General features: G+C 37.0%; 27 protein-coding genes. 15 read left to right on the top strand and 12 right to left on the bottom strand.

All coding sequences use genetic code 11. The features are described 5' to 3' along the window. Positions 1-102: 102 nt before the first annotated feature. Together H1R81_RS02050 and H1R81_RS02045 are read left to right on the top strand one after the other, a co-directional pair. On the top strand, positions 103-525 hold the full coding sequence (locus H1R81_RS02050; RefSeq protein ID WP_181839011.1) for an SPOR domain-containing protein: 423 nt from the start codon (positions 103-105) through the stop codon (positions 523-525). 200 nt (positions 526-725) lie between these two features. Further along, complete coding sequence (locus H1R81_RS02045; RefSeq protein WP_181839010.1) at positions 726-1,436, top strand: SPOR domain-containing protein; 711 nt, start codon at positions 726-728, stop codon at positions 1,434-1,436. A gap of 127 nt (positions 1,437-1,563) precedes the next feature. Here the strand turns inward: H1R81_RS02045 and pheS are convergent, their stop codons facing one another. Further along, a complete protein-coding gene (gene pheS / locus H1R81_RS02040; protein ID WP_181839009.1) occupies positions 1,564-2,601 on the bottom strand; it encodes a phenylalanine--tRNA ligase subunit alpha in 1,038 nt (345 codons plus the stop codon). Between the two features lie 276 nt (positions 2,602-2,877). Between pheS and H1R81_RS02035 the strand changes: the two genes are divergently transcribed. The 3 genes from H1R81_RS02035 (at position 2,878) to H1R81_RS27575 (ending at position 4,165) form a co-directional block, all read left to right on the top strand. Beyond that, complete coding sequence (locus H1R81_RS02035) at positions 2,878-3,282, top strand: LytTR family DNA-binding domain-containing protein (RefSeq protein WP_181839008.1); 405 nt, start codon at positions 2,878-2,880, stop codon at positions 3,280-3,282. Positions 3,283-3,705: 423 nt separating this feature from the next. Next, positions 3,706-3,861 carry a hypothetical protein gene (locus H1R81_RS02030; RefSeq protein ID WP_181839007.1) on the top strand — a complete coding sequence of 52 codons (156 nt, stop codon included), beginning with the start codon at positions 3,706-3,708 and terminating at the stop codon, positions 3,859-3,861. A 169-nt stretch (positions 3,862-4,030) separates the two neighbouring features. Beyond that, positions 4,031-4,165, top strand: a complete 135-nt coding sequence (locus H1R81_RS27575; protein ID WP_255462992.1) for a hypothetical protein — start codon at positions 4,031-4,033, stop codon at positions 4,163-4,165. An 81-nt stretch (positions 4,166-4,246) separates the two neighbouring features. Here H1R81_RS27575 and H1R81_RS02025 read toward each other — a convergent pair whose 3' ends face one another. Beyond that, positions 4,247-6,139, bottom strand: coding sequence for an amidophosphoribosyltransferase (locus tag H1R81_RS02025; RefSeq protein WP_181839006.1), 1,893 nt, complete (start codon positions 6,137-6,139; stop codon positions 4,247-4,249). Positions 6,140-6,553: 414 nt separating this feature from the next. On the opposite strand from H1R81_RS02025, the gene H1R81_RS02020 reads away from it, so the two are divergent. After that, positions 6,554-7,117 (top strand): DUF3575 domain-containing protein, encoded by a 564-nt coding sequence (locus H1R81_RS02020; RefSeq protein ID WP_181839005.1) that lies wholly within the window; start codon positions 6,554-6,556, stop codon positions 7,115-7,117. Positions 7,118-7,188: 71 nt separating this feature from the next. Here the strand turns inward: H1R81_RS02020 and H1R81_RS02015 are convergent, their stop codons facing one another. The 3 genes from H1R81_RS02015 to H1R81_RS02005 form a co-directional block, all read right to left on the bottom strand. Continuing rightward, positions 7,189-7,929, bottom strand: coding sequence for a LytTR family DNA-binding domain-containing protein (locus tag H1R81_RS02015; protein ID WP_181839004.1), 741 nt, complete (start codon positions 7,927-7,929; stop codon positions 7,189-7,191). A gap of 53 nt (positions 7,930-7,982) precedes the next feature. Further along, a complete protein-coding gene (locus H1R81_RS02010; RefSeq protein ID WP_181839003.1) occupies positions 7,983-9,077 on the bottom strand; it encodes a sensor histidine kinase in 1,095 nt (364 codons plus the stop codon). A gap of 142 nt (positions 9,078-9,219) precedes the next feature. Continuing rightward, on the bottom strand, positions 9,220-9,855 hold the full coding sequence (locus H1R81_RS02005; protein WP_181839002.1) for a histidine phosphatase family protein: 636 nt from the start codon (positions 9,853-9,855) through the stop codon (positions 9,220-9,222). Positions 9,856-10,021: 166 nt separating this feature from the next. Here H1R81_RS02005 and H1R81_RS02000 point away from each other — a divergent pair, with 166 nt between their 5' ends. The 3 genes from H1R81_RS02000 to H1R81_RS01990 all read left to right on the top strand — a co-directional run bounded on the left by H1R81_RS02000 (position 10,022) and on the right by H1R81_RS01990 (position 12,239). After that, positions 10,022-10,447: a hotdog fold thioesterase gene (locus H1R81_RS02000; protein WP_181839001.1), complete on the top strand. Its 426-nt coding sequence runs from the start codon at positions 10,022-10,024 to the stop codon at positions 10,445-10,447. Positions 10,448-10,533: 86 nt separating this feature from the next. Then, the gene (locus H1R81_RS01995) at positions 10,534-11,379 is read left to right on the top strand and encodes an outer membrane beta-barrel protein (RefSeq protein ID WP_181839000.1); all 846 of its coding nucleotides are present in this window, start codon (positions 10,534-10,536) and stop codon (positions 11,377-11,379) included. A 116-nt stretch (positions 11,380-11,495) separates the two neighbouring features. Then, entirely contained in the window at positions 11,496-12,239 is a 744-nt protein-coding gene (locus H1R81_RS01990) for an ankyrin repeat domain-containing protein (RefSeq protein WP_181838999.1), read from the top strand. Positions 12,240-12,356: 117 nt separating this feature from the next. Here the strand turns inward: H1R81_RS01990 and ftsH are convergent, their stop codons facing one another. Beyond that, positions 12,357-14,411 (bottom strand): ATP-dependent zinc metalloprotease FtsH, encoded by a 2,055-nt coding sequence (ftsH, locus tag H1R81_RS01985; RefSeq protein ID WP_181838998.1) that lies wholly within the window; start codon positions 14,409-14,411, stop codon positions 12,357-12,359. A gap of 95 nt (positions 14,412-14,506) precedes the next feature. Then, entirely contained in the window at positions 14,507-14,917 is a 411-nt protein-coding gene (rsfS, locus tag H1R81_RS01980) for a ribosome silencing factor (protein WP_181838997.1), read from the bottom strand. Between the two features lie 159 nt (positions 14,918-15,076). On the opposite strand from rsfS, the gene H1R81_RS01975 reads away from it, so the two are divergent. After that, the gene (locus tag H1R81_RS01975; protein ID WP_181838996.1) at positions 15,077-15,835 is read left to right on the top strand and encodes a biotin--[acetyl-CoA-carboxylase] ligase; all 759 of its coding nucleotides are present in this window, start codon (positions 15,077-15,079) and stop codon (positions 15,833-15,835) included. 135 nt (positions 15,836-15,970) lie between these two features. On the opposite strand, the gene H1R81_RS01970 is transcribed toward H1R81_RS01975, so the two are convergent. From H1R81_RS01970 to hisS, 3 genes are read right to left on the bottom strand one after another with little or no spacing between them, the layout of a single operon-like run. After that, the gene (locus tag H1R81_RS01970; protein WP_181838995.1) at positions 15,971-16,378 is read right to left on the bottom strand and encodes a thioesterase family protein; all 408 of its coding nucleotides are present in this window, start codon (positions 16,376-16,378) and stop codon (positions 15,971-15,973) included. Beyond that, complete coding sequence (gene mltG / locus H1R81_RS01965; RefSeq protein WP_181838994.1) at positions 16,378-17,415, bottom strand: endolytic transglycosylase MltG; 1,038 nt, start codon at positions 17,413-17,415, stop codon at positions 16,378-16,380. Before mltG ends, H1R81_RS01970 begins: the two co-directional genes overlap by 1 nt. Positions 17,416-17,419: 4 nt before the next feature. After that, positions 17,420-18,781 (bottom strand): histidine--tRNA ligase, encoded by a 1,362-nt coding sequence (gene hisS / locus H1R81_RS01960; protein WP_181838993.1) that lies wholly within the window; start codon positions 18,779-18,781, stop codon positions 17,420-17,422. A 211-nt stretch (positions 18,782-18,992) separates the two neighbouring features. Here hisS and H1R81_RS01955 point away from each other — a divergent pair, with 211 nt between their 5' ends. Continuing rightward, the gene (locus H1R81_RS01955; RefSeq protein WP_181838992.1) at positions 18,993-19,136 is read left to right on the top strand and encodes a hypothetical protein; all 144 of its coding nucleotides are present in this window, start codon (positions 18,993-18,995) and stop codon (positions 19,134-19,136) included. Between the two features lie 61 nt (positions 19,137-19,197). Here the strand turns inward: H1R81_RS01955 and H1R81_RS01950 are convergent, their stop codons facing one another. Both H1R81_RS01950 and H1R81_RS01945 read right to left on the bottom strand, forming a co-directional pair. Beyond that, positions 19,198-20,049: a hypothetical protein gene (locus H1R81_RS01950; protein ID WP_181838991.1), complete on the bottom strand. Its 852-nt coding sequence runs from the start codon at positions 20,047-20,049 to the stop codon at positions 19,198-19,200. 174 nt (positions 20,050-20,223) lie between these two features. After that, a complete protein-coding gene (locus tag H1R81_RS01945) occupies positions 20,224-20,577 on the bottom strand; it encodes a hypothetical protein (RefSeq protein ID WP_181838990.1) in 354 nt (117 codons plus the stop codon). A gap of 98 nt (positions 20,578-20,675) precedes the next feature. Here H1R81_RS01945 and H1R81_RS01940 point away from each other — a divergent pair, with 98 nt between their 5' ends. The 4 genes from H1R81_RS01940 (at position 20,676) to H1R81_RS01925 (ending at position 24,016) form a co-directional block, all read left to right on the top strand. Beyond that, positions 20,676-21,443, top strand: a complete 768-nt coding sequence (locus H1R81_RS01940; RefSeq protein ID WP_181838989.1) for a class I SAM-dependent methyltransferase — start codon at positions 20,676-20,678, stop codon at positions 21,441-21,443. A 173-nt stretch (positions 21,444-21,616) separates the two neighbouring features. After that, positions 21,617-22,369, top strand: coding sequence for an SDR family NAD(P)-dependent oxidoreductase (locus H1R81_RS01935; RefSeq protein ID WP_181838988.1), 753 nt, complete (start codon positions 21,617-21,619; stop codon positions 22,367-22,369). A gap of 29 nt (positions 22,370-22,398) precedes the next feature. Further along, positions 22,399-23,160, top strand: coding sequence for an SDR family NAD(P)-dependent oxidoreductase (locus H1R81_RS01930; RefSeq protein ID WP_181838987.1), 762 nt, complete (start codon positions 22,399-22,401; stop codon positions 23,158-23,160). A 31-nt stretch (positions 23,161-23,191) separates the two neighbouring features. Then, positions 23,192-24,016, top strand: a complete 825-nt coding sequence (locus H1R81_RS01925) for a DUF5672 family protein (RefSeq protein ID WP_181838986.1) — start codon at positions 23,192-23,194, stop codon at positions 24,014-24,016. Positions 24,017-24,045 lie beyond the last annotated feature (29 nt).

The following is a 24,045-nucleotide window of genomic DNA, read 5'->3' as shown; positions in this document are numbered from 1 at the left end:
AAGGTTAAAGAATTTGAGTCAAATTTCTTCTTTTTTTAATATAAAAAAAAGTTTAGCACGAAATTTGAAATTCGTACTATCAATACTATTAATTACAATAACATGAAAAAGAGTATCATATCCACAATTACAATGCTTTGTTTGATCAACTTTGCATTTGCCAATGACGAGTTAAATCCTGATGGAAACGGTGGCAAAACAAAAGGGCGCGCAAAAGACAATGGAAGTTCAAAAGAAATGCTTGCAAATTTTGTTTATGTAAAACAAAAAAGTGATTTAGATGGCTACGGCTTACAATTAGCCTCGTTTTCAAGTTTAGATAATGCTAAAGCATATGCCAGAAATATAATTAAACAAGGCGATGCAGAAAAAAAGCAGGTCTTTATCTATGCTATGAATATAGACGGCAAGACATTCTATAAAGTATATTTTGGTATTACCAAAACTGATGATTCGATTAGAGGTAAACAAAAATATTTTCTTCAAAATGGGCAGTATGCCTTTGTAAGAGAATTTAATAAATAGCAATTTCCCTTATACCTCATTATCAGGCAGTTAGCGGTAGAAAGAAAAAATATCTTTCTATCGCTTTTTTTTAAGTCTTTTTATTTGCTATTTACAACTACGATTGGCATACTATTTGCAAATCTTTTTATTAAAACCACTCCTGGTAACGTGATAAAATAAATTACCAGGGTGCGTCCTACCCATAAACGACCATTAGAATGAAATTACGTGCCCCTTTAACCTTAAAAGGAATTCTGTTCCTATGCTTTGCAGCGAGTCAAACACTTGCGCAAACTTCTGTTAATTTTACTGATGCCCTTAACAAATCACCCAAAAAGGAATCAGGAAGCAACACCAGAAAAATAAAAATAACCAACCTCGAAACAGATAAATCTGTAGTAGTCTCTATTGCCGATGCAAACAAAGGTAAAGGAAACAATAAAGTTGCTTATTTGTCTGATAAAGTTGATTTAAAAGCAAACAAAGGCAAAATCAGGATCAAAGAAGTAGAAGATGATGAAGTGGAAGTTCTATGGGCTACTGCAGAGGTAGCAACACCTATTCAAAACTTTATCCCATTAAAGAAAAATAATCAGGAAAAAGAAATCCGGATTGCCACCACAAAAATCGAAGATTTCGATGTAAATCATATATATGACCTGAACGGCAAGATGCAGGAACCAATCGGATATGGTTTGCAATTAGGTGCATTCGGGCAATTGAAAGCAGCTAAAGATTTTGCCAATCAGCTAACACAAAAAGGAGAAATAGAAAATAATAAGATTTTTATACAAGTAAGTAAAGCAGCCGATAAGCCAATGGTTTATAGGGTTATCTATGGGGTTTATAGTTCAGAATTAAACGCCAGAAATACACAAAAGCAAATCGAAAACTTAGGTTATCCTGCTTTTGTGAAGGGGTTCAATTAAGTTTGTCAGGAAATTTTTAAATGACAATCATTCATAATCTGAGTGATTGAGTGGATCAAAAAAACTCCCCTCAACCGAAGGGAGTTTTTTATATTTACATGAATAATTAATGATGAAACGCTGTTGTTTAAGCACCTTCAAACTGACGCAGAAATCGTACATCATTCTCAAAGAACAATCGTAAATCGTTAATACCGTATCGAAGCATAGTGATTCGTTCTACACCCATACCAAACGCAAAGCCGGTATATTCTTCAGGATCAATACCGCTATTAAGTAACACATTCGGGTCAACCATACCTGAGCCGGCAATTTCTACCCAGCCGCTATGCTTACAGATATTGCAGCCGGAGCCCCCACAAATAAAACAGGTGACATCAATCTCTGCACTTGGCTCCGTGAATGGAAAGTAACTCGGACGAAGGCGAATCTTTGTATCTTTGCCGAACATCTCTTTCGCAAAATGATACAAAGTGTCCTTAAGATCTTTAAAAGACACATTTTTGTCTACGTAAAGGCCCTCAATCTGATGGAACTGACAATGCGCTCTGGCAGAAATAGCCTCATTGCGATACACCCTGCCAATCATAATTGAGCGGATAGGAGGTTTTTTCCGTTCCATTAAACGTACCTGTACGTTTGAGGTATGCGTACGAAGTAATACATCGTCTTTCTGAACAGGCTTTTTCTCCACAAAGAAAGTATCCTGCATTTCACGAGCAGGGTGGTTTTCAGGAAAATTCAAGGCCGTGAAATTATACCAGTCAGTTTCAACCTCTGGGCCATCTTCATGGCTGAAACCCATACGGGCAAAAACCTCTAAAACCTTCTGGCGGGTCAAAGTCAGGGGATGCACCGTTCCCGCAAAGTTAGGCGCAACCGGAAGTGTAAGATCTAACTTCGCAGTTGTAGACAAATCATCTGAGGCATTTTCTACGGCTTCTGAAAAATCTTTAAATTTTTGTTCAGTAAAATTCTTTAACCTGTTTAGTTCCTGTCCTACCGCGCGTTTCTGCTCATTAGCAACTGTCTTGAATTGCTCAAACAAATCATTCAGAATTCCTTTACGACTAATGTACTTCAGACGAAAATTCTCTAAATCTTCTTTGGTGCCTACTGTTGCAGTAGTTACTTCATCTATTACTTCCTTAATTCTATCTAACACGATAACTGCCGTTTAATAAAAATTTTTACAAATATATGTATATTGTTAGAATATAGCATATTTTTACAAAGAACTCCACGTTCTAATATGCAGAATCACCCAGGAAATGCCTACGTAATTTTACGGAAATCCATAGGGGTAATTACTGAATTTAACCTATTATTCAACACATAAACAATTCATTTTCAACACTTTAATTAAAATCACATCTTTCCATAGGGTTGCTTAATCTGCATTTTGCAATTATGTTTGAGTCAGAAAACTCAGCTAAAACTTATGAATAGTATTGATTTTACACAACCAAAAGCAAAAAATGTCTCCAGTCAGACAAAACAGATAACTGCGAATCAGCAAATTAAGGTACACTTTTCAAACAGGTGGATAAAAATTCCTTTGAAAAGCATTGTACGTTTACAGGGTGAGTGTAATTATACCTATGTTTATACAGAAAACAGAGAATTTATTGCTGCAAGAACCCTGAAAAATTTTGAAAAACTTTTAAGTGAAGATACCTTTATCAGAGTTCATAAATCACATATAGTCAATATGATGTTTGTAAAAGGAGTCGATATTCAGAAAAATGCCGGTGAAATAAGGATTGAAGGAGGTAGGCATCTGGAGGTTTCAAGAAGACGATTAAAAGATGTAATAAACAAGCTTGTTTTTTTTCATAGTTCTTGAGAGACTTTTCACGTTTGGTTACGTCTCAATAGAAGCTAAGGAAAAAAACTAACGGTATTATATTTCATAATACTTTTTAGTGGTTAGGTGATGAATAAAGCAACTGCTCTTTGAGTGGTTGCTTTTTATTTTTACGGATATTCTATCTTTCAAAAATATAAGTGTACAGACTCGGAATCGATATGGAAAAACTTCCACATTCTTCATTCATAATGTCATCAATATTACACTTTTATCCTGATTATTCTATCCTACTCAGATGGTATGGTATTTTTTCTTATAAGCAAAAAAGTGTCATTATGACATATCACCGTTTGATAAAAAAAAGTAAAAATTATAGTAAAATATTTAGCGAATATTCGCCATGCAAAGTACCTTTGTTGTCGCAGATTTTATCAACAGAAAACTATAAAAAGTACCAAAATGAAAACCGCAACTATGCAAACAAAAGGAATTCTCCCTATTCAAGAGGGGATCGATTTGAAAGACGTATTACGTTTGATTGGCATGAAAGAACTAACCAATAATGTATTTAGCTTGCCAAACAAAAAGAAGAAAACAAGAGAAGTTTCTGCATGATTCTTGTGGATCATAAAAAGTCCGGTTTTTAAACATACAAAAAAGGGTACAAATCTAAAAAAAAACTGATTTGTACCCTTTTAATAATTTTATACTCCCCTATTTTATGTTTTTTAGTATTGGCAGTCTTTTTGACGTATTTTCTTGAATATTAAAACAGAAAATTCCGATGAAAACAAACCTTACTGCTGTTTCAACTCCTTTACAAACCGAATCTATGCCAAGTATCAGAACTGTTTTAAAACTTATTGGCATGAAAGAAGTTGCAACTAATGTGTTTAGCTTACCTACAAAAACCAAATAGGAGATTGTCGAATGTCGATTGCAGCTTGTCGAGTTTAAAATTTATAATCAGACAAACTGCAATCGAAAACAGACAATTTTCTTAGTAAGCCCTTACCATCTTGCCTTCCATAAAATTCACAAATGCCTGATTTACCACGCGGTTACCACCACGTGTTGGGTAATTCCCGGTAAAATACCAGTCACCAACATGATTCGGACAAGCCTTATGAAGGTTTTCAACAGTCTGATACACCATACATACCTCAGCATTCATTCCTTCAGGTGTTACAATTTCAGCAATTTTGTCTGAAACCTCCTCATCAGTAAATTTACTATACAAATGCTTCACGAAGTTCTCATTAAAGGCATTGTCAGTCTGCAAGGCACCTACACTCTGTGCATATACCTCCTGCTTCATGTATTCAACACCATTCTTCTTCAATAAATCCAACATCGCTCTGAATGCCACAAACTCCTTCATCTTTGACATATCAATACCATAACAATCCGGGTAGCGAATCTGAGGGGCAGAAGAAACAATAATAATTTTCTTAGGTCCCAAACGGTCAAGCATTTTCAGAATACTCTTCTCTAAGGTAGTACCCCTCACAATTGAATCATCAATAACTACGACAGTATCAATACCTTTTCTGATTACCTCGTAGGTCATTTCATATACGTGCGATACCATCTCATCACGCTCATCATCATTGGTAATAAAAGTACGTAGTTTTACGTCTTTCGATACCAGTTTCTCAATTCTCGGTCGGAATGACAACACTCGCTTGATTTCGTCTTGTGAAAGATTCCCATCTGTAATGCGTTTCAATCGCCAGTCGGCCAGATACTCCTCCAAACCTTCTACCATGCCAAAGAAAGCCATTTCAGCAGTATTCGGAATGTAAGAGAATACGGTATTTTCTAAATCATAGTCTATTTTCTCCAGAATCTGTGGAATCAGCAAACGCCCCAATTGTTTGCGCTCATCATAAATCTGAGGGTCTGATCCACGAGAGAAATAGATGCGCTCGAAGCTACATGAGCGTTTCTCTAATGGTTTCATAATCTGAAACTCATTGTACTCTCCATGTTTATCAATTATTAAGGCATGACCTGGTTGGATTTCCTTTATTTCTTCGTAATTGGCGTTGAAAGCGGCCTTTATAGCAGGTTTTTCAGATGCTACAATCACTACTTCGTCATTAGCCCAATAATAAGCCGGACGAATCCCCGCAGGATCCCTGACTACAAATGATGCACCAAAACCTGTAATACCTGCCATAGCATAACCCCCATCAAAATCACGACAGGCACGATATAACACTCTCGGCAAATCCATGTTATCTTCAATAATATCAGAAAGAGCCGGATTCTCATAAATACCTTTAAAACGGTCAAACACGCGCTGGTTTTCTTCATCTAAGAAATGACCGATTTTCTCCATTACTGTTACCGTATCCCCTTTATCCTTCGGATGCTGTCCCAGCTTTACTAATTTCTTAAATAGTTCTTCGGCATTAGTCATGTTGAAGTTACCAGCCATTAACATATTTCTACTGCGCCAGTTGCTTTGGCGAAGCATCGGGTGGCAGTTTTCAATCTCATTTTTACCATGTGTACCATAACGAAGGTGCCCCAACCAGACTTCACCCGAATAAGCCACATTCTCCTGCAACCATTTGGCATCCTTCATCTTATCTGGGTTGTTTCGCATAACTTCACGATACTTTTCATTTATTTTATTAAAAATATCGTTAATCGGGCGATTTTCAACCGAGCGATAACGGCTGATATAGCGACTACCCGGTGGTACATCCAGTTTCACATTACCTACACCAGCCCCGTCCTGACCACGGTTAGACTGTTTTTCCATCAAAACATACAGCCGCTTAATGCCATAAAGGGGTGTGCCGTATTTATCAATATAGTATTGGAGGGGTTTACGAAGACGAACAAGGGCAATGCCACATTCGTGTTTTATTTCGTCGCTCATTATGGAGTATTGGAGATTGTGTTATACAAATAACTTAAGAATAAGTATCACGAACAAAGAATTTCTTACAAATTTTAGAAAATACTTTTGTCATGTTCTGATTATCAAATTCTTAAAAAACTTGCTTTACTTTAATAAACAATTAACGTAAAAAACTGTTACAAACGATATATCCGTTTATGATTTTATAACGCAATTTTACGGCAATAAATTCATCTTTCAAAATTGGAATAATCCAAAAAATTCAAACCAGTTATTGAAAATTCTACCAGAATTGTATCAGAAATATCAAATAATCTGTGTAGATACATTTGTTTAAAAGATTGTTTGGTTATTCTTCTTAAAGTCCAATTTTACTTGATTTATGATTATTTTTCTATCTTTATGATATATCCCCATTGAAAATGCTGTGATATGAGAAAATTGTATATTATCCCTATTCTACTATTTATATTATTGCAAAACAACCTGGGCTTTGCTCAAGAAAAAGGATTTATTCTCAAAACCAACCTGCCCAATTACTTTCTGGCAGGAGGTGCAAATATTGCATTTGAAAGAGCTATAACAGCTACTCAATCCTACGTAATTGATATTGGCTATGGAGATTACCGTTATCTGGATTTTGATAACGTAAAAGATAAATATTATCAGATAACTCTTCAATTAAGAAGATACTATACCAATGAAAGTTTGAAAGGCTTTTTCGTATCCCCATACTTAAGATACCGAATCAAGGATATAGATCAAAATCGGATTGAATTTTTATTTGTACAAATACAAGAAGGAAAAGACTTTGTAGCCCACAGTCTGAATGGTGGATGCTCCATTGGTTATCAGAATTTTATATTCAAGAAAATATCACTTGAGTTAAATCTCGGTGCCGGCTTAGGAGTTTATATATTTTCTAAAGGTTATAACTATCCTTCCCTGATTCGAGCCGATGGATTGGCCGCAATCTCGGCTGGGTATAAATTTTAATGCGCATATCTACAAACAAAACAGCCCCCATCTTCAAAAAAATGGTAGCTGTCTTTCATTTATAAAGTCCCCTACAAACTCATCAAATCCTTAAACTTAATAGCCTGACGGCGGGAGATCTCTATTTTTTCGGGGTTTGATGTTTTTTCGGCATGTTTCAGTGTAACCAATAAACCGCCCGAGAACCACGGTTCTATTTTATCAATCCATGCCAGATTAATAATATGTTTGCGATTGGCTCTGAAATAAATTTTAGGATCAAGACGCTCCTCAAGGCTATTCAACGATTTCAGAATCATCGGTTTCTGATCATCAAAATGCAAACGCACATAATTGCCCATCGACTCAAACAAACGTACTTTGCCCAATTTTACAAACCAGCACTTTTCGCCGTCTTTCACAAATACCTGATCGCTCTCCCCTAATAGTTTAACACCTTCTTTACGCTCTATTTCATGCAATTGTTCTTCTTCTACACGTTGAATAGCTTCTGCTAAGCGTTGCGTATCAATTGGCTTCAATAAATAATCAAGCGCATTAAACTCAAAAGCTTTCAGGGCATATTCGTCATAAGCAGTAGTAAAGATTACCTCAGGTACTTTTCCCTCAATTGCCTCCAGGAGTTCAAAACCATTTTTACCAGGCATCTGAATATCCAGAAACAACAACTCCGGTTGCAATTCATCAATCATATTAAGGGCTTCTTCGGCATTTGCTGCCTCTCCTATTATATTAATTTTAGGAAAGTTTTCTAACAAACGACGCAATTCATTACGTGCTAAACGTTCATCATCTATAATAAGTGCTTTCATCGTAAATTTTGACCGGGTCGCCGGTGCGATGAGTATTTAATTGGTGAATAAAATTAGTTGGCAGTTAAGGCTGGTGCAGCATTTTTTGTTTCCGATACGCTCCGCGCCTCAGCACTACTGAGTGGAATCATAATTTCAGCACAAACTGTCAGGCTATCTTCCTGATAGATTTTAAATGATGCCTCGCTTCCATAGAGCAAATCTAAGCGTTGTGCTGTATTTTTCAAACCAAACCCCCCGGATTCCGACTTCGATTCTGTACCTTGCAATTGACCGGTATTCCGTATTTTAATGTATAGCTTGTTATCCGTTATACTGGTATTGATTTCAACAAAACCCCAGTTAATGGCTTTTTGTACGCCATGTTTAATCGCATTCTCGACCAATGTCTGTAGCATCATAGGAGGTACCTGAATATTCTGGGTTTCAGGAGCTATATCCCATTTCATCTGTAAACGTTCTTCATAACGTACTTTCTCCAAAGCCAGATAGTCTTCAATAGTCCTTAGTTCTTCCTTAAGGGCTACTGTCTTGCGTCTGTCTGCCAAAAGCGAACTCCTGAGAATATTAGATAACTGGGTAATCCCTTGCTGAGCTCTTGTGGGGTCTTCAAGCACCAAGGCCCTGATACTATTAAGAGCATTGAACATAAAATGTGGATTCATCTGTGCCCGCAGAACCTTCGCTTCTGTTTCTTTGATCGAAGATTTTAATTTTATTTCTTCAACCTCACGCTGCCTGCGTTCTTCTGAGTAATTATAGAACATATATATCAATGCCCAAACTAAAATAGGCTTGGCTAAATTGATAAAATATTCAATCACCAGTACAGGTTTTTCGTTCAGGAGCTCTCCAACGTATTTAACATCTAAAGGAACATTAAGGGCTACAAGAATAACCGTCATAGCAAAGACACTTAATCCTACCCTTATTGCCAGTTGGGGCAGGTGAAGTACACCCCAATTAAATCTTTTTACAACTAACCTGAAAAGGTGTGTAAGAATAATAGATAAAACAGTATTGGCCAAGGCATTCGAAATCATAGAACTGTCGTAACCAAACTGAAGAGTATATTGAAATATCTCATTAATATTATACAACGACCAGCCTACAATCTGAAAAAACCAGTATAATTTATTTTTATTCATTAGAAATTAGGCTCTGTTTTAAAAGATTCATTAGTATTTTAAAACTGAATAGCTTTTCAAATAACATAAAAATAAAGCAAAAAGAAGCGACACATGTTTTTTCTACATCAATGGAAATATGCTTCTATAAACGGAAGTATCTTTATTCAGCTAATACCATCAGGTGTGCAACATCATTACTTACCTCTACAGTAAAGGCTTTAGTTTCGTAAGAATAATTAAGTTTATACAAACATAGATTGCTATGCTCAAAATCATCCATAGATGAAAGCGGAAGACCAAGCAGATGTGTTAGTAATATCCTGATAGCCCTTCCATGCATAGCTACTAATATCAACTCTTCCTCTGGCCTGGATAATATCACTTCAAATGCAAGTCTTTGTCTGGCAGCTACTTCCTCTGGAGTTTCTCCACCTGCCGCAGCCGGAATATTGGTTTCGCCTTTTTTCCACCGCTGCAAAACATCTAAATAAAACTCATCTTCCTGATAATCCGGAGCTTTTCCCTCTTTCTCTCCCCAGCTTATTTCGTTCAATCCTTCAAGGCTCTCAAAAACAATACCTGAGTCAATAAAATGCTGCACACTCTGAACCGTGCGGCGAAGCCTCGAAGTGTAGATTTTATGAAACGATAGATGTTGATAAGCATCAAAAAAAGCCCGTGCCTGTGAAAGCCCTAACTCGTTAAGGTCTGAATCTACGCCACTTCCTTGTACAATTCCCATGCGGTTATATTCAGTTTCCCCATGACGAATCAGATAAATTGTTTTTGTCGACAAAATGGTAATCTTTAGTTTAATCAAATAAAATATTGAATTATCTAAAACAAAACTTAGTTTTATCATTCAATAAAAAAAGGTCTTCAAATTTACGAAAATTCCTAACCAAATATTGCACTTTTTCAGGATTTTTTAAGAAAACCAAATACCCTTAAAACTTATTATCATGTTCAAAAAGCATCTTGATTTCGAAAAATTGAAAACATTAGGCACAGATTCGATGAGTGACCACCTCGGAATTGAATTTGTAGAAATCGGAGAAGATTTCATAACTGCCAAAATGCCTGTCAACAATCGTACAACCCAACCTTTTGGCATTTTACATGGTGGTGCATCAGTTGCCCTTGCCGAAACATTAGGTAGTATTGCCTCATTCCTTACCTTGGATGACCCTGTCAGGCAACAGGCGGTAGGTCTTGAAATTAATGCCAATCATATTCGTTCTGTTAGTAGTGGGGGCTGGGTATATGCCCGTGCTATTCCGTTGCACTTAGGCAGAACTACACATATCTGGGATATAAAGATTACAAATGAAGAACAAAAATTGGTGTGTGTGGTCCGGTTTACTGTAGCAATTATAGGTGGTAAATAGCCAGCCTTATGGCTTGATTTTTGCGCAATTTGGTTTATTGCAAGCAACTGTTACATATTTATTATTTTCACTACTCCCATTCATTTATGAAATTACGCTTATTAGCTCTATTGAGTTTATTATCTACCTCTCTATTGGCACAAGTACCCAAAGATACAGTAGTAGTGCCTAAAGACTCATTGAAAGTTACACCTTTTGTGATTAACGATGAAAAACCCGAGAAAAAACGTAAGAAAAAACCACAGCCAGACACAACCCGTAATTATACTGAAGAGTATAACCGAGATAATCTTGGGTTTCAATGGGGTATGAGAGCCGGTATTAATTTTAATAGTTTTACAACCAAAGAAATAACAGTAACGAGAGTGGGTGCCAACGGCAACCCGACAGTACCTTTTAATAATGACAATATATTATCGAATAGTGAAATGGTAATGGGTTACCTGGGAGGAATCTTTATTCGTACCACTCGGGGGTCATTCTACCTGCAACCAGAAGTATTTTATAATAGAAAGGGAGGCAAATTCGATATTCTGCAAAGCGATGGTAAATTATTTAAACGTGTAAATTCCACATACTCGGTGATCGATATACCCGTTCTCCTTGGAATACGATTCAGACAAGGACGTATCTTTGCTGGTCCGATGCTTGAGTTTCCGGTTAACTTTAATAATGAACTGTTATCCGCTGTAAAAACCTATAGAATAAAAGATGAACAAAATAATGAAATTGACTTCAAAAAAGAATTATTTAAACGACCTTCACTGGGTGTAAGTGCCGGAATAGGTTTTGAATTCAATCATTTCTTTATTGAGGGCCGCTTTGAAATTACAAGCCCTGTTAATTATAATATCAGCTATAACAACGATGCCTCAAAAAATCTCCAGGTTTCTTCACGCTCTTTAGTGTTAGCTATTGGATTTATAAAATAAAATCATTGAGTTTGCTCAGTTTTTAAATACATTTTGTATATTAAAAATTTATTATCAGACTATTAATGGTTATCATGCAATCTGTCTTTTATTAGTTCCACATAAATGCAGAACCTATGAACTACTTAGAAAAAACAGTAAATGCTATTGAAGAACACTCCATTGTGGATTTAAGGGACTGCTTTAAGAATGGAATCAACCCCAATGATTATTTTGGAAACGACCCGCTTATTTTTGAGTTAACAAGCGAATATCTGAGAAGCCCCAGATTTAAAGAATGTGTAAGGGTATTTGTAGATTTTGGATTAATTTTTGACGACCAACTCTTATTAACAGTTTTATTAGACGATGCACCTGCACTTGAAGATTTATTAAACGAAAATCCTGCATTAGTTAATAGCCGATATACGCTACGCTGTGCTTTTACACCATTACACGAAGTAACTCTTCTTCATATTTGTGCCGAATTTAATCATGTAGACTGTGCAACAATACTTATTGGCAGAGATGCAGATATAAATGCCCGGGCAGGTTTTGACGAAAATGGTTTCGGAGGTCAGACCCCCGTTTTTCATACTGTAAACCAGATTCACAATCAATCGTCAGAAATGTTAGCCTTACTTCTTTCTCATTCAGCCGATTTAGAAGTCACATTAAAAGGATTGATATGGGGAAAAGATTATCCTTGGGAAACATTCATACCTGGTATTAATCCCTTGAGTTATGCTATGATGGGGTTGCTTCCACAAATGCATCGAAATGAATCAGACATAGCCGAAACTGTATCCCTGTTAATGAAATCAGCCTTTAACATTGATTATACCTTACCCAATATTCCAAATCATTACCTGAGAAGTTAAGGATCATTTAAGAAAGATTTTGAAGATGAACAAAAAAAATCTCCCTTCAAATAACAGTCTGTTCGTCAAAGAACTTCCATTATCTGAAGGGAGAATACAGGTTCAGAAAGACCAGCTTTAAACTTCTTCTTCTACTTTCTTTTCGTTTTTGCCACTCTTTTTCTCCTTGGCTTTCTCAGCCTCTTTTTCCTTGATATGATTATCGCTGTCGCTATCCATAAATTCCTGATAGCTGGTTAGTTTCTCAAAAGGCCTTTTACCAATCAGTTCTACTAAATCAGACTGATAAATAATTTCTTTTTTCAACAATTCCTGAGCGATTTTTTCTAATTCTTCACGCTTCTCAATCAAGAGGTCTTTTGTGCGCAAATAAGCTGTATCAATCAGTTTTTTCACCTCTTCATCAATAATTTTGGCCGTTTCTTCTGAATAAGGCTTTGTAAATGAGTATTCACCTTGCCCCTTAGAATCATAGAAAGATACATTTCCTATACGGTCGTTCATACCATAAACGGTTGTCATGCCATAAGCACTTTTGGTTACTCTTTCAAGATCACTTAATGCTCCGGTAGAGATTTTACCAAAAACCACATCTTCTGCCGCACGGCCACCCAAAGTCATACACATCTCGTCAAACAGTTGTTCAGTACGATATAAATATTGCTCTTTTGGCAAGTATTGAGCATATCCTAAAGCGGCAATACCACGAGGAACTATACTTACTTTTACCAGAGGATTAGCATGTTCCAGAAACCAGCCCGCCACTGCATGACCTGCTTCATGGTAAGCCACAATTTCTTTCTCTTCCGGCGAAATCAATTTGTTCTTCTTCTCCAATCCACCTATCTCACGGTCAATCGCATCATGGAAGTCAGTCATATCAATCGCAGTTTTACCACGTCTGGCAGCTAACAGTGCGGCTTCATTACAAACATTGGCAATTTCGGCTCCTGCAAAACCCGGAGTTTGTGCTGCTAATTTTTTAATATCTATAGAGTCAGATAGTTTCAAAGGTCTCATATGAACTTTGAAGATAGCTTCACGACCTACCAGATCAGGAGTATCAACACTTATCTGACGGTCAAAACGACCCGGACGCATCAATGCTGAGTCTAATACATCAGGACGGTTAGTAGCTGCAAGAATAATAATACCGGCATCAGAACCAAAACCATCCATTTCAACAAGCAATGAGTTCAGGGTATTTTCACGTTCATCATTGGCACCCGGCATTGCTCCACGTCCGCGCGAACGGCCTACGGCATCAATCTCATCTATAAAGATAATACAAGGTGCCTTCTCTTTAGCTTGCTTGAATAGGTCACGCACACGAGCCGCACCAACCCCAACAAACATTTCAACGAAATCAGAGCCTGACAACGAAAAGAAAGGCACACTGGCTTCTCCTGCTACGGCTTTTGCCAGAAGGGTTTTACCAGTACCCGGAGGGCCTACTAACAAAGCCCCTTTCGGGATTTTACCCCCCAGTTCAGTATATTTTTTAGGAGTCTTCAGGAAATCAACAATCTCCTGTAATTCTTCTTTCGCTTCTTCCAGACCAGCCACATCTGTAAAGGTAATTTTTACTTTACTGTCGGCATCAAATAAGGCGGCTCTTGATTTACCTATATTAAAGATAGCCCCACCAGGGCCACCGCCACCGGCCATACGGCTCATTAAGAAATACATCAGACCCAAAACCACAATAAATGGCAACAACTGCCATACCATTGTCATAATATCCTGACGCTCAATACTTTCTGGATATAGAGTCTGGCGATAATTATCATCTACTTGTGGAGATTTTAAAAATTCTGTATAATCTCTCATAAAAGACTCAACAGATACTACGTCGAGTTTAAGGTGTGGGCCTGTTAAAGTAAAACGGTTATTACCTAATTCTTTTCTGTATTCAGGTTTTTGGAGTGCTTCACGGGTAAGGGTGATTTCAACTGTTCGGTTTCCTTCAACAACTGCTACACTTTGTACATCTTTCTGCAAAATCATCTGTTCAAGCTCTTTATACTTGATTGTGGCAAGCGTTGCCTGCCTTGAATAAAGTAAAAAGCCTACAATACCAATAATAATAGCCGCTACAATCCACCCCTGCAAACCTCCTCCACCACTATTTTGTGGTTTTCTTCTTGGAGAGTCATTACTGTTTTCTGCCATGTTTTTATTTTTTCAAAGTTTAACGCAATTATTATTAATACAGAAAACCTTTACATAAAATTGCTTAAACTGTAAAGGTTAACGATGTTCAAACATCAATCTATCAGTATTTGTTTTAGGGGTTCCGGTTCCATACTTTCAGCTATTTCGGTCAGTTCAGCATCACCCCATAGAGACTCCAGGTCATAAAATTTACGACGGTCTTTTCTGAAAACGTGAGCAACCACATCAACATAATCTAACAAAATCCATTCTTTATTCTGTTTCCCCTCCTGATGCCAAGGGTGTAATTTTGAAGCTTTAAATATTTCCTCGTCTATTGAAGTAGCAATCGCATCAATTTGTGTATCAGTATTTCCTGAACAGATAACAAAAAAATCAGTAATTGCATTTTTTACATTTCTTAAATCCATCACTACAATATTGGCCGCCTTTTTTTCTAACATCCCATGTACTACTAAGCGACATAATTCTTCACCTGAAAGTTCTTTATTTTTTTCTGCCATCTTTTAATTTTGCACGAAATATGCCATTTTTAGACACCTTTAACAGGATATATTGATAGCATATTTCAGAATAGTATTATTATTTAATTAGCTAAATATAGATATTAATTACTATAATTTAATATTATTTTATAGTGAAACCGCTAAATTAATAAAAAGTTGAACAATTTTCAGCCCAAAACCTTATTTATTGGCAAAAATCTCATTTATCTGCCAAGTTGTCATTCTACTAACGATATAGCTGCCGAAAAAATTCAAAAAGAACCAGTTTTTGACGGCACTCTTGTCATAACTTCTGACCAAACTGCCGGACGTGGACAACGAGGTAATGGCTGGGAGGCTCTTCCTGGCCAAAATATTACGATGTCTGTCATTCTGAAACCCGGTTTCCTGAATGTCAGTTCACAATTTAATCTGAACATTGCTGTTTCCTTAGGAGTGAACGAGTTTTTGACAAAATATGCTGTTGATGGTTTAAGCATCAAGTGGCCAAATGATATTTATATAGGTAACCGAAAATTGGGTGGCATTCTGATAGAAAATACGTTGTCGGGTAGTCGGTTGAGCTATTCAATTATTGGTATCGGGCTGAATATCAATCAATTAAATTTCAATAACGATAAAGCCATCTCTTTAAGATTAGCTACCCGGCACGACGAATTTGATTTGGATTATCTCGTAGAAGAATTATGTATTTGCCTTGAAAAATATTACCTGCAATTAAAAAATGGTCAGGCAGCCAATCAGAAAAAACAATACCTGCAAAATCTTTATCGCTATCAAGAACCACACTATTTCAGTAAAAATGGTAGCAAATTTATGGGTAAGATTGTAGATATTGCCAACAGCGGTCAGTTGATGCTTGAAGTGGAGGGAGAAATACAGTATTTTGATTTTAAAGAAGTGGCGTTTGTCTGAACTTTGATATACCCGATTTTAAATGATTTACTGAATCCTGCTCTTCAAATGATAAAATCAGCATCACAAGAATAAATTGAAACTTAATATCACACAAGAATCAGAACAATCAGGTAAATCAAAGTTCAGACACAATTACCCAAAATAAGGCTTTAGCAAATCAGTAATGGCATCCGGACAAGTAGTAATTCGGTTATTTGCCATCTTTACAAATACCAGCGTAGTTTCTCCCGTGTTTAGCAGTACTTTTTCTTCATTATAGATTTCATAATAGAAAACGATGCGTGCCCGTGGCATTTCTCTGATAATGACACGAATCGTCACCAGATCATCATATTTTGCTGGTTGAATATACCTTGACTTGCATTCATACACGGGCATCATGACACCCATCTCTTCTAAAGTACGATACCGCAAGCCCAAAGAACGAAGTGCTTCTACCCTACCGATTTCATACAAACGTGGATAATTTCCATAGTACATATACCCCATCTGGTCGATGTCGGCATAACGAATGCGATACTGCCAGTCAAACTGATACATTAGTGAATCTTAGCTTTATTGAGTGCTTCCTGATACATACGGGCATAATTCAAATGCTCACTGTAGGTCTCTGCAAAATTATGATAACCCGAAAAATCTTCCTTAGCACAAAAATAGATGTATTTATGATGCTCATAATTCAATACAGCATCTAATGCAACCGGCTCTGGTAAAGCAATTGGCCCCGGAGGTAAACCCGGATTCCGATAGGTATTATAGGGAGAATTAATTGTCAGGTGCTTTTCCATGATGCGCTTAATACTGAAATCACCTACGGCAAATTTCACAGTCGGATCCGCCTGCAAAGGCATACCAATCGCCAGACGATTGATATAAGAACCCGCAACCCGAGGCATCTCATCTTTCTTATTGGTTTCAGACTGCACAATAGATGCCATAACAGCCACCTGAACAGGTGTCATATTAATTGCCCTGGCCTGTTGCAGTTTTTCAGGTGTCCAGTATTTCTTATATTCATCATGCATTCTATCCAGAAACTTATCTGGCGTTGTTGTCCAGCGCACAAAGTAAGTGTTAGGCAAAAACATACACATAATAGTGGTAGTATCAAAGCCATACTTGGCACAGACTTCCTCGTCTTTCAGCCTTTTCAATAACTCTTCATTGTTGAACTCAAAACGACTTCCGATTTTCTTGATTAAATCTGATTTCAGTCGGATATTATTAAAAGTCAATCTCACATCATCTTGCAGTCCTCTTTTTAGCTTCGAAAGTGTTTCTTTATTTCCTGCATTAGGTTTAATTTCATAACGACCCGGTTTCACGTTTTCAGGATACTTAGTCCATTTAGATAAAAACTGAAACGAAATCTCGTCATGTATCATGTTATATTTATGCAGCGAGTCTACCACATTTTTGTAAGTTCCTCCGGTTGGTATATATAATACAAAAGTTTTTTCACCTTTTACGTTCAGGTTGGCACTACTGGCCACCTGCCAGAAGTAAAAAGATAAGGTTGCCACAACAGTTGTTACAATGACAAGTGTGTAAGCAATGATTTTTCTGTTTTTAAGCATATCGCTATTTCAAATTTTGTACAATATTTTCTATGGTATATTTGTTCTGGTCGCCCGATTGCATATTTTTTAAAGTAAGTTCTCCTGTCAACATTTCTTCAGAACCAACTACGCAAACATACGGAATTTTCTTACGGTCGGCATATTCAAATTGTTTTCTTAATTTGGCATGGTCAGGATAAATCTCGGCATTGATACCTGCATCACGTAGTTTTTTCAACAACGGCAACGAATATGCTTCAGCTTCTGCATCAAAGTTAGTCAAAAGTACCTTTGTCGTAACCCCATTATTATCAGCAAATAAGTCAAGCTCCTCCATGACATCATAAATACGGTCGACACCTAAAGAAATGCCTACACCTGAAAGACCCGGCAATCCAAATGTACCTGTCAGGTTGTCATAACGCCCACCACCCGAAATACTGCCCATCTGCACATGGTTTGCTTTTACTTCAAAAATTGCTCCGGTATAATAGCTCAATCCACGTGCCAGAGTAATATCCAACTGGATTTTAGGATTCTGGAGGCCAAACGCTCCTACCAGATTCCATACTTTGTCTATTTCTTCTATGCCCTTTAAGCCTGTTTCAGAATCTTTTAGCCATAATTTCAAGCCATTAATAACCTCAGTAGTATTGCCCTGTAAATTAAAAATTGGTTGCAATTTCTCAATTACCTCTTCTGAAAAACCTCTTTCCCGCAATTCATCTTCTACTTTTTCCTTACCTATTTTATCTAATTTATCAATCGCTACGGTCAAAGGTACTTCACTGCCTTTCATACCAATAGTTTCGGCAATGCCAGATAAAACCTTACGATTATTGATTTTTATAGTAAAATCTGAAATACCCAGATTCTGAAAAATTTCGTGCAACATCAATACGATTTCAGCCTCGCAAATCAATGAATCCGTTCCCACCACGTCAGCATCACACTGATAAAACTCCCGGTAACGTCCTCTCTGCGGACGGTCAGCGCGCCAGACTGGCTGTATCTGATACCGTTTAAACGGAATAGCCAGTTCATTACGATTCATTACCACATAGCGTGCAAACGGCACAGTTAAATCATAACGTAATCCTTTTTCTGAAATTTTATGAGTAAGTTTCTTTGAACCTTCGTCTAAATCCTTTTGTGATAAGTCCTTCGAGAAATCGCCTGAGTTTAAAACCTTAAAAAGCAATTGGTCTCCCTCATCGCCGTATTTACCCATCAGTACATTCAGGGTTTCAAGACTTGGGGTTTCTAAAGGTTGGAAGCCAAATTTTTGGAAAGTATATTTGATGGTATCAAAAATAAAGTTTCGCTTTACCATCACTGATGGCCCGAAATCACGTGTTCCTCTAACTAAACTGGGTTTACTCATTTGTAATATATCGCTTTGTAATAAATCTCAGAAAATTTTCGCCACAAAATTAGTGGAAAAAACTTATTGTTAATTGTTAAATATTAATTGAATTTCTTAACTTTGCACCCTGATTCGAAATCACAGCCTGAAAAGGCGATTGTATCATATAATCTTTTAAATACCTCTCGGCTCTTTTCGCAGGGCGTTAGAGAACAAAATACCTAAAAAAATGGCAGTAACAAGATTAAAACGCAAAGCAAAGAGAAATCAAGCGATAGCAAAAAACAGAATAGCCGAAATCAAACGTCTATCTTTAAAAACAGATGTTCAGGCAGTTGATGTTGAAGCATTAAAAGCAGAATTTGCAAAATAATTTATATTGATTCTTGCTAAAAAAGAAAGAAACTGCTTTTTTGAGGCAGTTTCTTTCTTTTTTATATCTCTTTAAATAACACCTGATCTTTGTCTGGAATGGTCTTCTTCTTGATATACAGAATCGGTAGTTTGGGGCTGCAATAAATAATACCCGTTTGCTTGGCTGATAAAAATGCTGTCGTAGTTTCATGCCATGCCATTACGGCCGCTTCGCAGTGAATACCTTCTATATACCTTAAGAAATTAATATGAGTCTGCTCCTGCTCAACAATAAAATTAAAGGTAATAGTAGAATCAAAAAAATCCTGATATTCTTCAATCAGCCTCCGTTCTTCTTCCAATTCTTGTTTGTCTTTGGCAAATAAAACAAAATTCAGAAAAATACCGTAGTGAGATACAAACTCATGAAAAGTATGAAGAAAAGAAAAACTTGATTTCTGAACCTTTTCAACCAAAATACTAATATTACTCGGAAAGCTCAGATCTACGTTAGGTGGAACAATAACAATCCCGGCAGAAATATTCATCATAATAGCTTGAGCATTTGGCCCCAACCGCCAGGAATCAGGCTTGTTTGTTGCCCCCGTAAACACAGTGCCAAAATTTTCTTTGGCATGCAAAAGCTGTAATTCTTCCAAAAGATCGTTATGAGCAATATGAATTTTAATTGAACTCTTAACACTTTTGTTCAGGTAGTTACGAGCCTGAACTAAAATCTTATCGATCTTTTCTCGTGCCTGTTTTTCATCAATTGTGCCTTCAAGGCAGTGAAAAATGGTATATTCGCTTAAAATATCCCTGGTCAGAAGAAACAGATAAGAGATGACTTTTTCAGAAAACTCACCTAAGTCAACCGCCACAAGTGTTCTCCTCGGTTGGGTATCAGGCAATTCAGATTGAGATAAATTCATTAGTAGCAAACTTCACTTAATCTGACTGATAAAACTTTATGAGCCAGACTTTTTAAAATTTTTTGTGCAAACGTAAGGATAAATACTAAAAATAAAAGTTTTGAGTACTAAAATACCCAAAACTTGTTAATTTACTTCAATAAAATGTTAAAATAGCACAATAAGTGCCAAATATTATTCTGTTTTGGGGCTTTCTATTTTCGTGATAGTCAATACCTTTCTATTCTTTCTGTTTCTATCTTTCAATATATTCTTAATCAGTTTACGGTTTTCAATTTTCATTCTGAAAATAATGGCCTGCCCAAATAAAGCCAAACCCGAATTAACCATAATAAGGCTATACGTACCTAACAAAAACCATTGCAGAAAAGGTGCATTAGTATGCTTCAGATGACCTGCTTCGCTCAACACGCTAAGCCCGTAGCCTACCAGCATCATACCAACGGTAGCTGATAAAAACCACTTTACACGAAGAGGCATATTTTTTATTAACCTTTTTCCCGGAGGTTTCCGTTTTTTTATTTCCATAATTTATCGAATCTTTATGTATATTGGTGTAAAAACAACAACAAAAATAATTAATTTTGGGCTTAAAATACAACGATATACTCTCATAAGTTTAAAGCATGGGCAAAATTATTAGTTTCTTACTTCGATTTATTCCAAGAAAATACCTGCAATTATTCAGCCATATACCACTTAAAGTCTATACAATTATTTTAAAAGGAAATACCGTCGAGTGTCCCGTTTGCGATGCTAAATTAGATAAATTCCTACCTTACGGTCGTCTGTCTTCAAGAAAAAATGCCCTTTGTCCAAATTGTCTGGCATTAGAACGTCACAGACTTATGGCATTGTATCTGCGTGAGAAAACTGATTTTTTTACTGCACCTCATCTGAAAGTACTACATGTTGCACCTGAATATTGTTTTATCGATCGTTTTGAAGCCATGAAAAATCTTGACTACATTACGGCAGACATTGAATCTCCTTTAGCTAAAGTTAAAATGGATATTCATCAGATCCCTTTCGAGGCCAATACTTTTGACGTAGCATTCTGTAACCACGTAATGGAGCACGTAGAAGATTATCATAAAGCCATGTCAGAACTGTACAGGGTCCTGAAACCAGGAGGTTGGGGAATCATCCAGTCACCTCAGGACTGGACAAAAGAGCATACTTTTGAAGACCCAACCATTACTGACCCCCGTGAGCGTGAACGTGTTTTCTGGCAGAACGACCACCTGCGCCTGTTTGGCAGAGATTATGGAAGAGAATTAGAAAAAGCAGGCTTTAAAGTAAAAGAAGATGATTTTGTACTGAAAATGCCCAGAGAATTAGTAGAACGATACGCGCTTCCAGCCGGAGAAATTATTTACTTTTGTGAGAAATAATTGTCATGAACTATGATTTAACCCCGCAGCGTCAGCTGATTAAATGATTTAACTGATGATATGTTAATGAATCATTCAGAATCATTTTTAAATCCGGAAAGTTCATACAAGTCATTTACTTTCAAAAAATCAATGCAATCAGATAAATCACAGTTCAGACACATTCAGCCGCTATGAAATTCAAAGACAAAGTAGTAATCATTACAGGTGGTAATTCAGGTATAGGCAAGGCTGCTGCCATTTTATTTGCTCAGGAAGGGGCCAAAATAATGGTTGCCGATTTAGCTGATGCCTTAGACATTGAATTAGCAGATAGTATAAGCAAATCAGATGGGGAGGTGAGGTTCATAAAAGTGAATGTAACGAAACTCAGTGATATTCAGGAAATGATTGAACAGACCATAAGTGTTTGGGGTAAGTTTGATATACTGGTTAATTCAGCAGGAGTATTGGGGCCTCGCATTCGTACTGAGAAATACCCGGAAGAAGATTTCGATAAAATTATAGATGTAAATGTAAAAGGGCTCTGGTACTGTATGAAAGCGGCATTACGCTATTTTATAGAGCAGCGCAGTGGTACTATTGTCAATATCGCATCGGTGGCAGGTCATTTAGGTATGGTGGGGCATATTGCCTACGCCGCAAGTAAACACGCTGTAGTTGGAATGACCAAAACTGCTGCCATTGAGTTTGCCAGGCATGGGATCAGAATCAATGCTGTTTGCCCGGGCTTTACCCAGACACCTATGTTAGAAGGCGCAGATACAGATGCAGCCTATTTAGAAGCGTTGCAATATGCAACGCCGATGAAACGCTTTGGCAAACCAGAAGAAATTGCCAGTGCCATTTTGTATTTAGCAGCAGACGAAGCTTCATTCATTACAGGTCAGAGTGTCATTGTTGATGGCGGTCTGATTTTACAGTAAAATTATTCTACCCTATTCATAAAGAATGTATGAAAAACGTTTTTGATTTAACAGGTAAAGTAGCCCTTATTACCGGAGCAAGTAAAGGAATCGGAGAAGCGATTGCAAGGATATTTGCCGAATATGGTGCTAAAGTAGTGATCAGTAGCCGGAAACAAGCCGACCTCGATGAGTTGGCAAACGATATAAAGGCAGCAGGAGGCGAATGTACAGGCATTGCAGCCCATGCCGGTGAAATAGCTCAGTTAAAATTATTGGTTGAAAAAACCATTGATACTTACGGAGGCATTGATATTTTAGTGAATAATGCGGCCACTAATCCGGTTTACGGGCCATCATTAGATTGCCCGGAAAGTGCTTTTGACAAAATCATGCAGGTAAATGTAAAAGCCCCTTTTGAATTATCAAAAATGGTACACCCAATCATGAAATCTCGTGGTGGAGGGAGCGTCATCAATATTAGTAGTATAGCCGGACATACCCCCGATCCGGGTTTAGGTATTTATAGCGTCAGTAAGGCTTCTCTGAATATGCTCACTAAAGTATTGGCCAAAGAATGGGGCGAAGATGGCATCAGGGTAAATGCTATTTGCCCTGGTCTCATCAAAACTAAATTCAGTCAGGCCTTGTGGGATAATGAGAAAACATTATCACATTTTACTAAACGCTTGCCTATAGCCCGTATGGGAACAGTAGAAGAAATCTCGCCAATGGCACTATATTTAGCCTCATCGGCTTCTGCTTATACTACTGGAGGTCTGTTTTCTATTGATGGCGGAACAATTATCTGATATTAAGTTCTGAGATTAATCTTTATTCGTTTTGGAAAAGACAAGTGTTTGTGTAATTATACCCATTTATCAGGAGCAATTAAGTTCTTACGAAGCCATTTCACTTGAGCAGGGTGTAAGAGTCTTAAATAAATATCCTGTTATAATAGTTAAACCTGCTTCTCTGAATATCAACCATATTTTGCAAAAATATCCTCAGCTAAAAACCGAAAATTTTGACGATGGGTATTTTAAAAGTACCTTAACTTATAACAAATTGTTACTTTCAGAGGAATTTTATGCACGTTTTTTAGCTTATGAATATATGCTGATTTATCAGTTAGATGCCTTTGTATTTAAAGATGAATTAGCCTACTGGTGTAGTTTATGCTATGATTACATCGGTGCTCCCTGGCGTATTGAGATAGATTTTGATGCTAAATGGAAGGAATGGGTCTGGAATCTGAAAAAGAAAATTGCCATCTGGTTTAATCTGAAAGAAGAACGTTATGGCAAATATGGGCCAAAAGAAATTATCATGAAACGAGGCGTGGGCAATGGGGGCTTCTCTTTAAGAAAAACTAAAAAACTATTGAGCCTGATTCCTGAAAACCGTAATAAGATTGAAGAATACCTGGCGTTAGCCAAAACTCATCCGGCATATAATGAAGATATGTTCTGGTGCATTGAGTTGAACCGATATTATCCAAAATTAAGTATCCCCGACTGGCACACGGCACTCAGATTTGCAGTTGAGCACATGCCCGAAAAAGCTTATCATCTTAATAGTGGTTTACCATTTGGCTGTCACGCCTGGGATATTTACGAAACCGAGTTCTGGAAAAAACACATCAGGGAATTTGGCTATAAGTTATAACTATTGAGTGAATGAGAGATTGATTGAAT

This window comes from Emticicia sp. BO119, assembly GCF_013912375.1.
Lineage (GTDB): Bacteria > Bacteroidota > Bacteroidia > Cytophagales > Spirosomataceae > Emticicia.
Note: the sequence above shows the minus strand (reverse complement) of the source record. Positions and strands in the feature narration are given on the sequence as shown.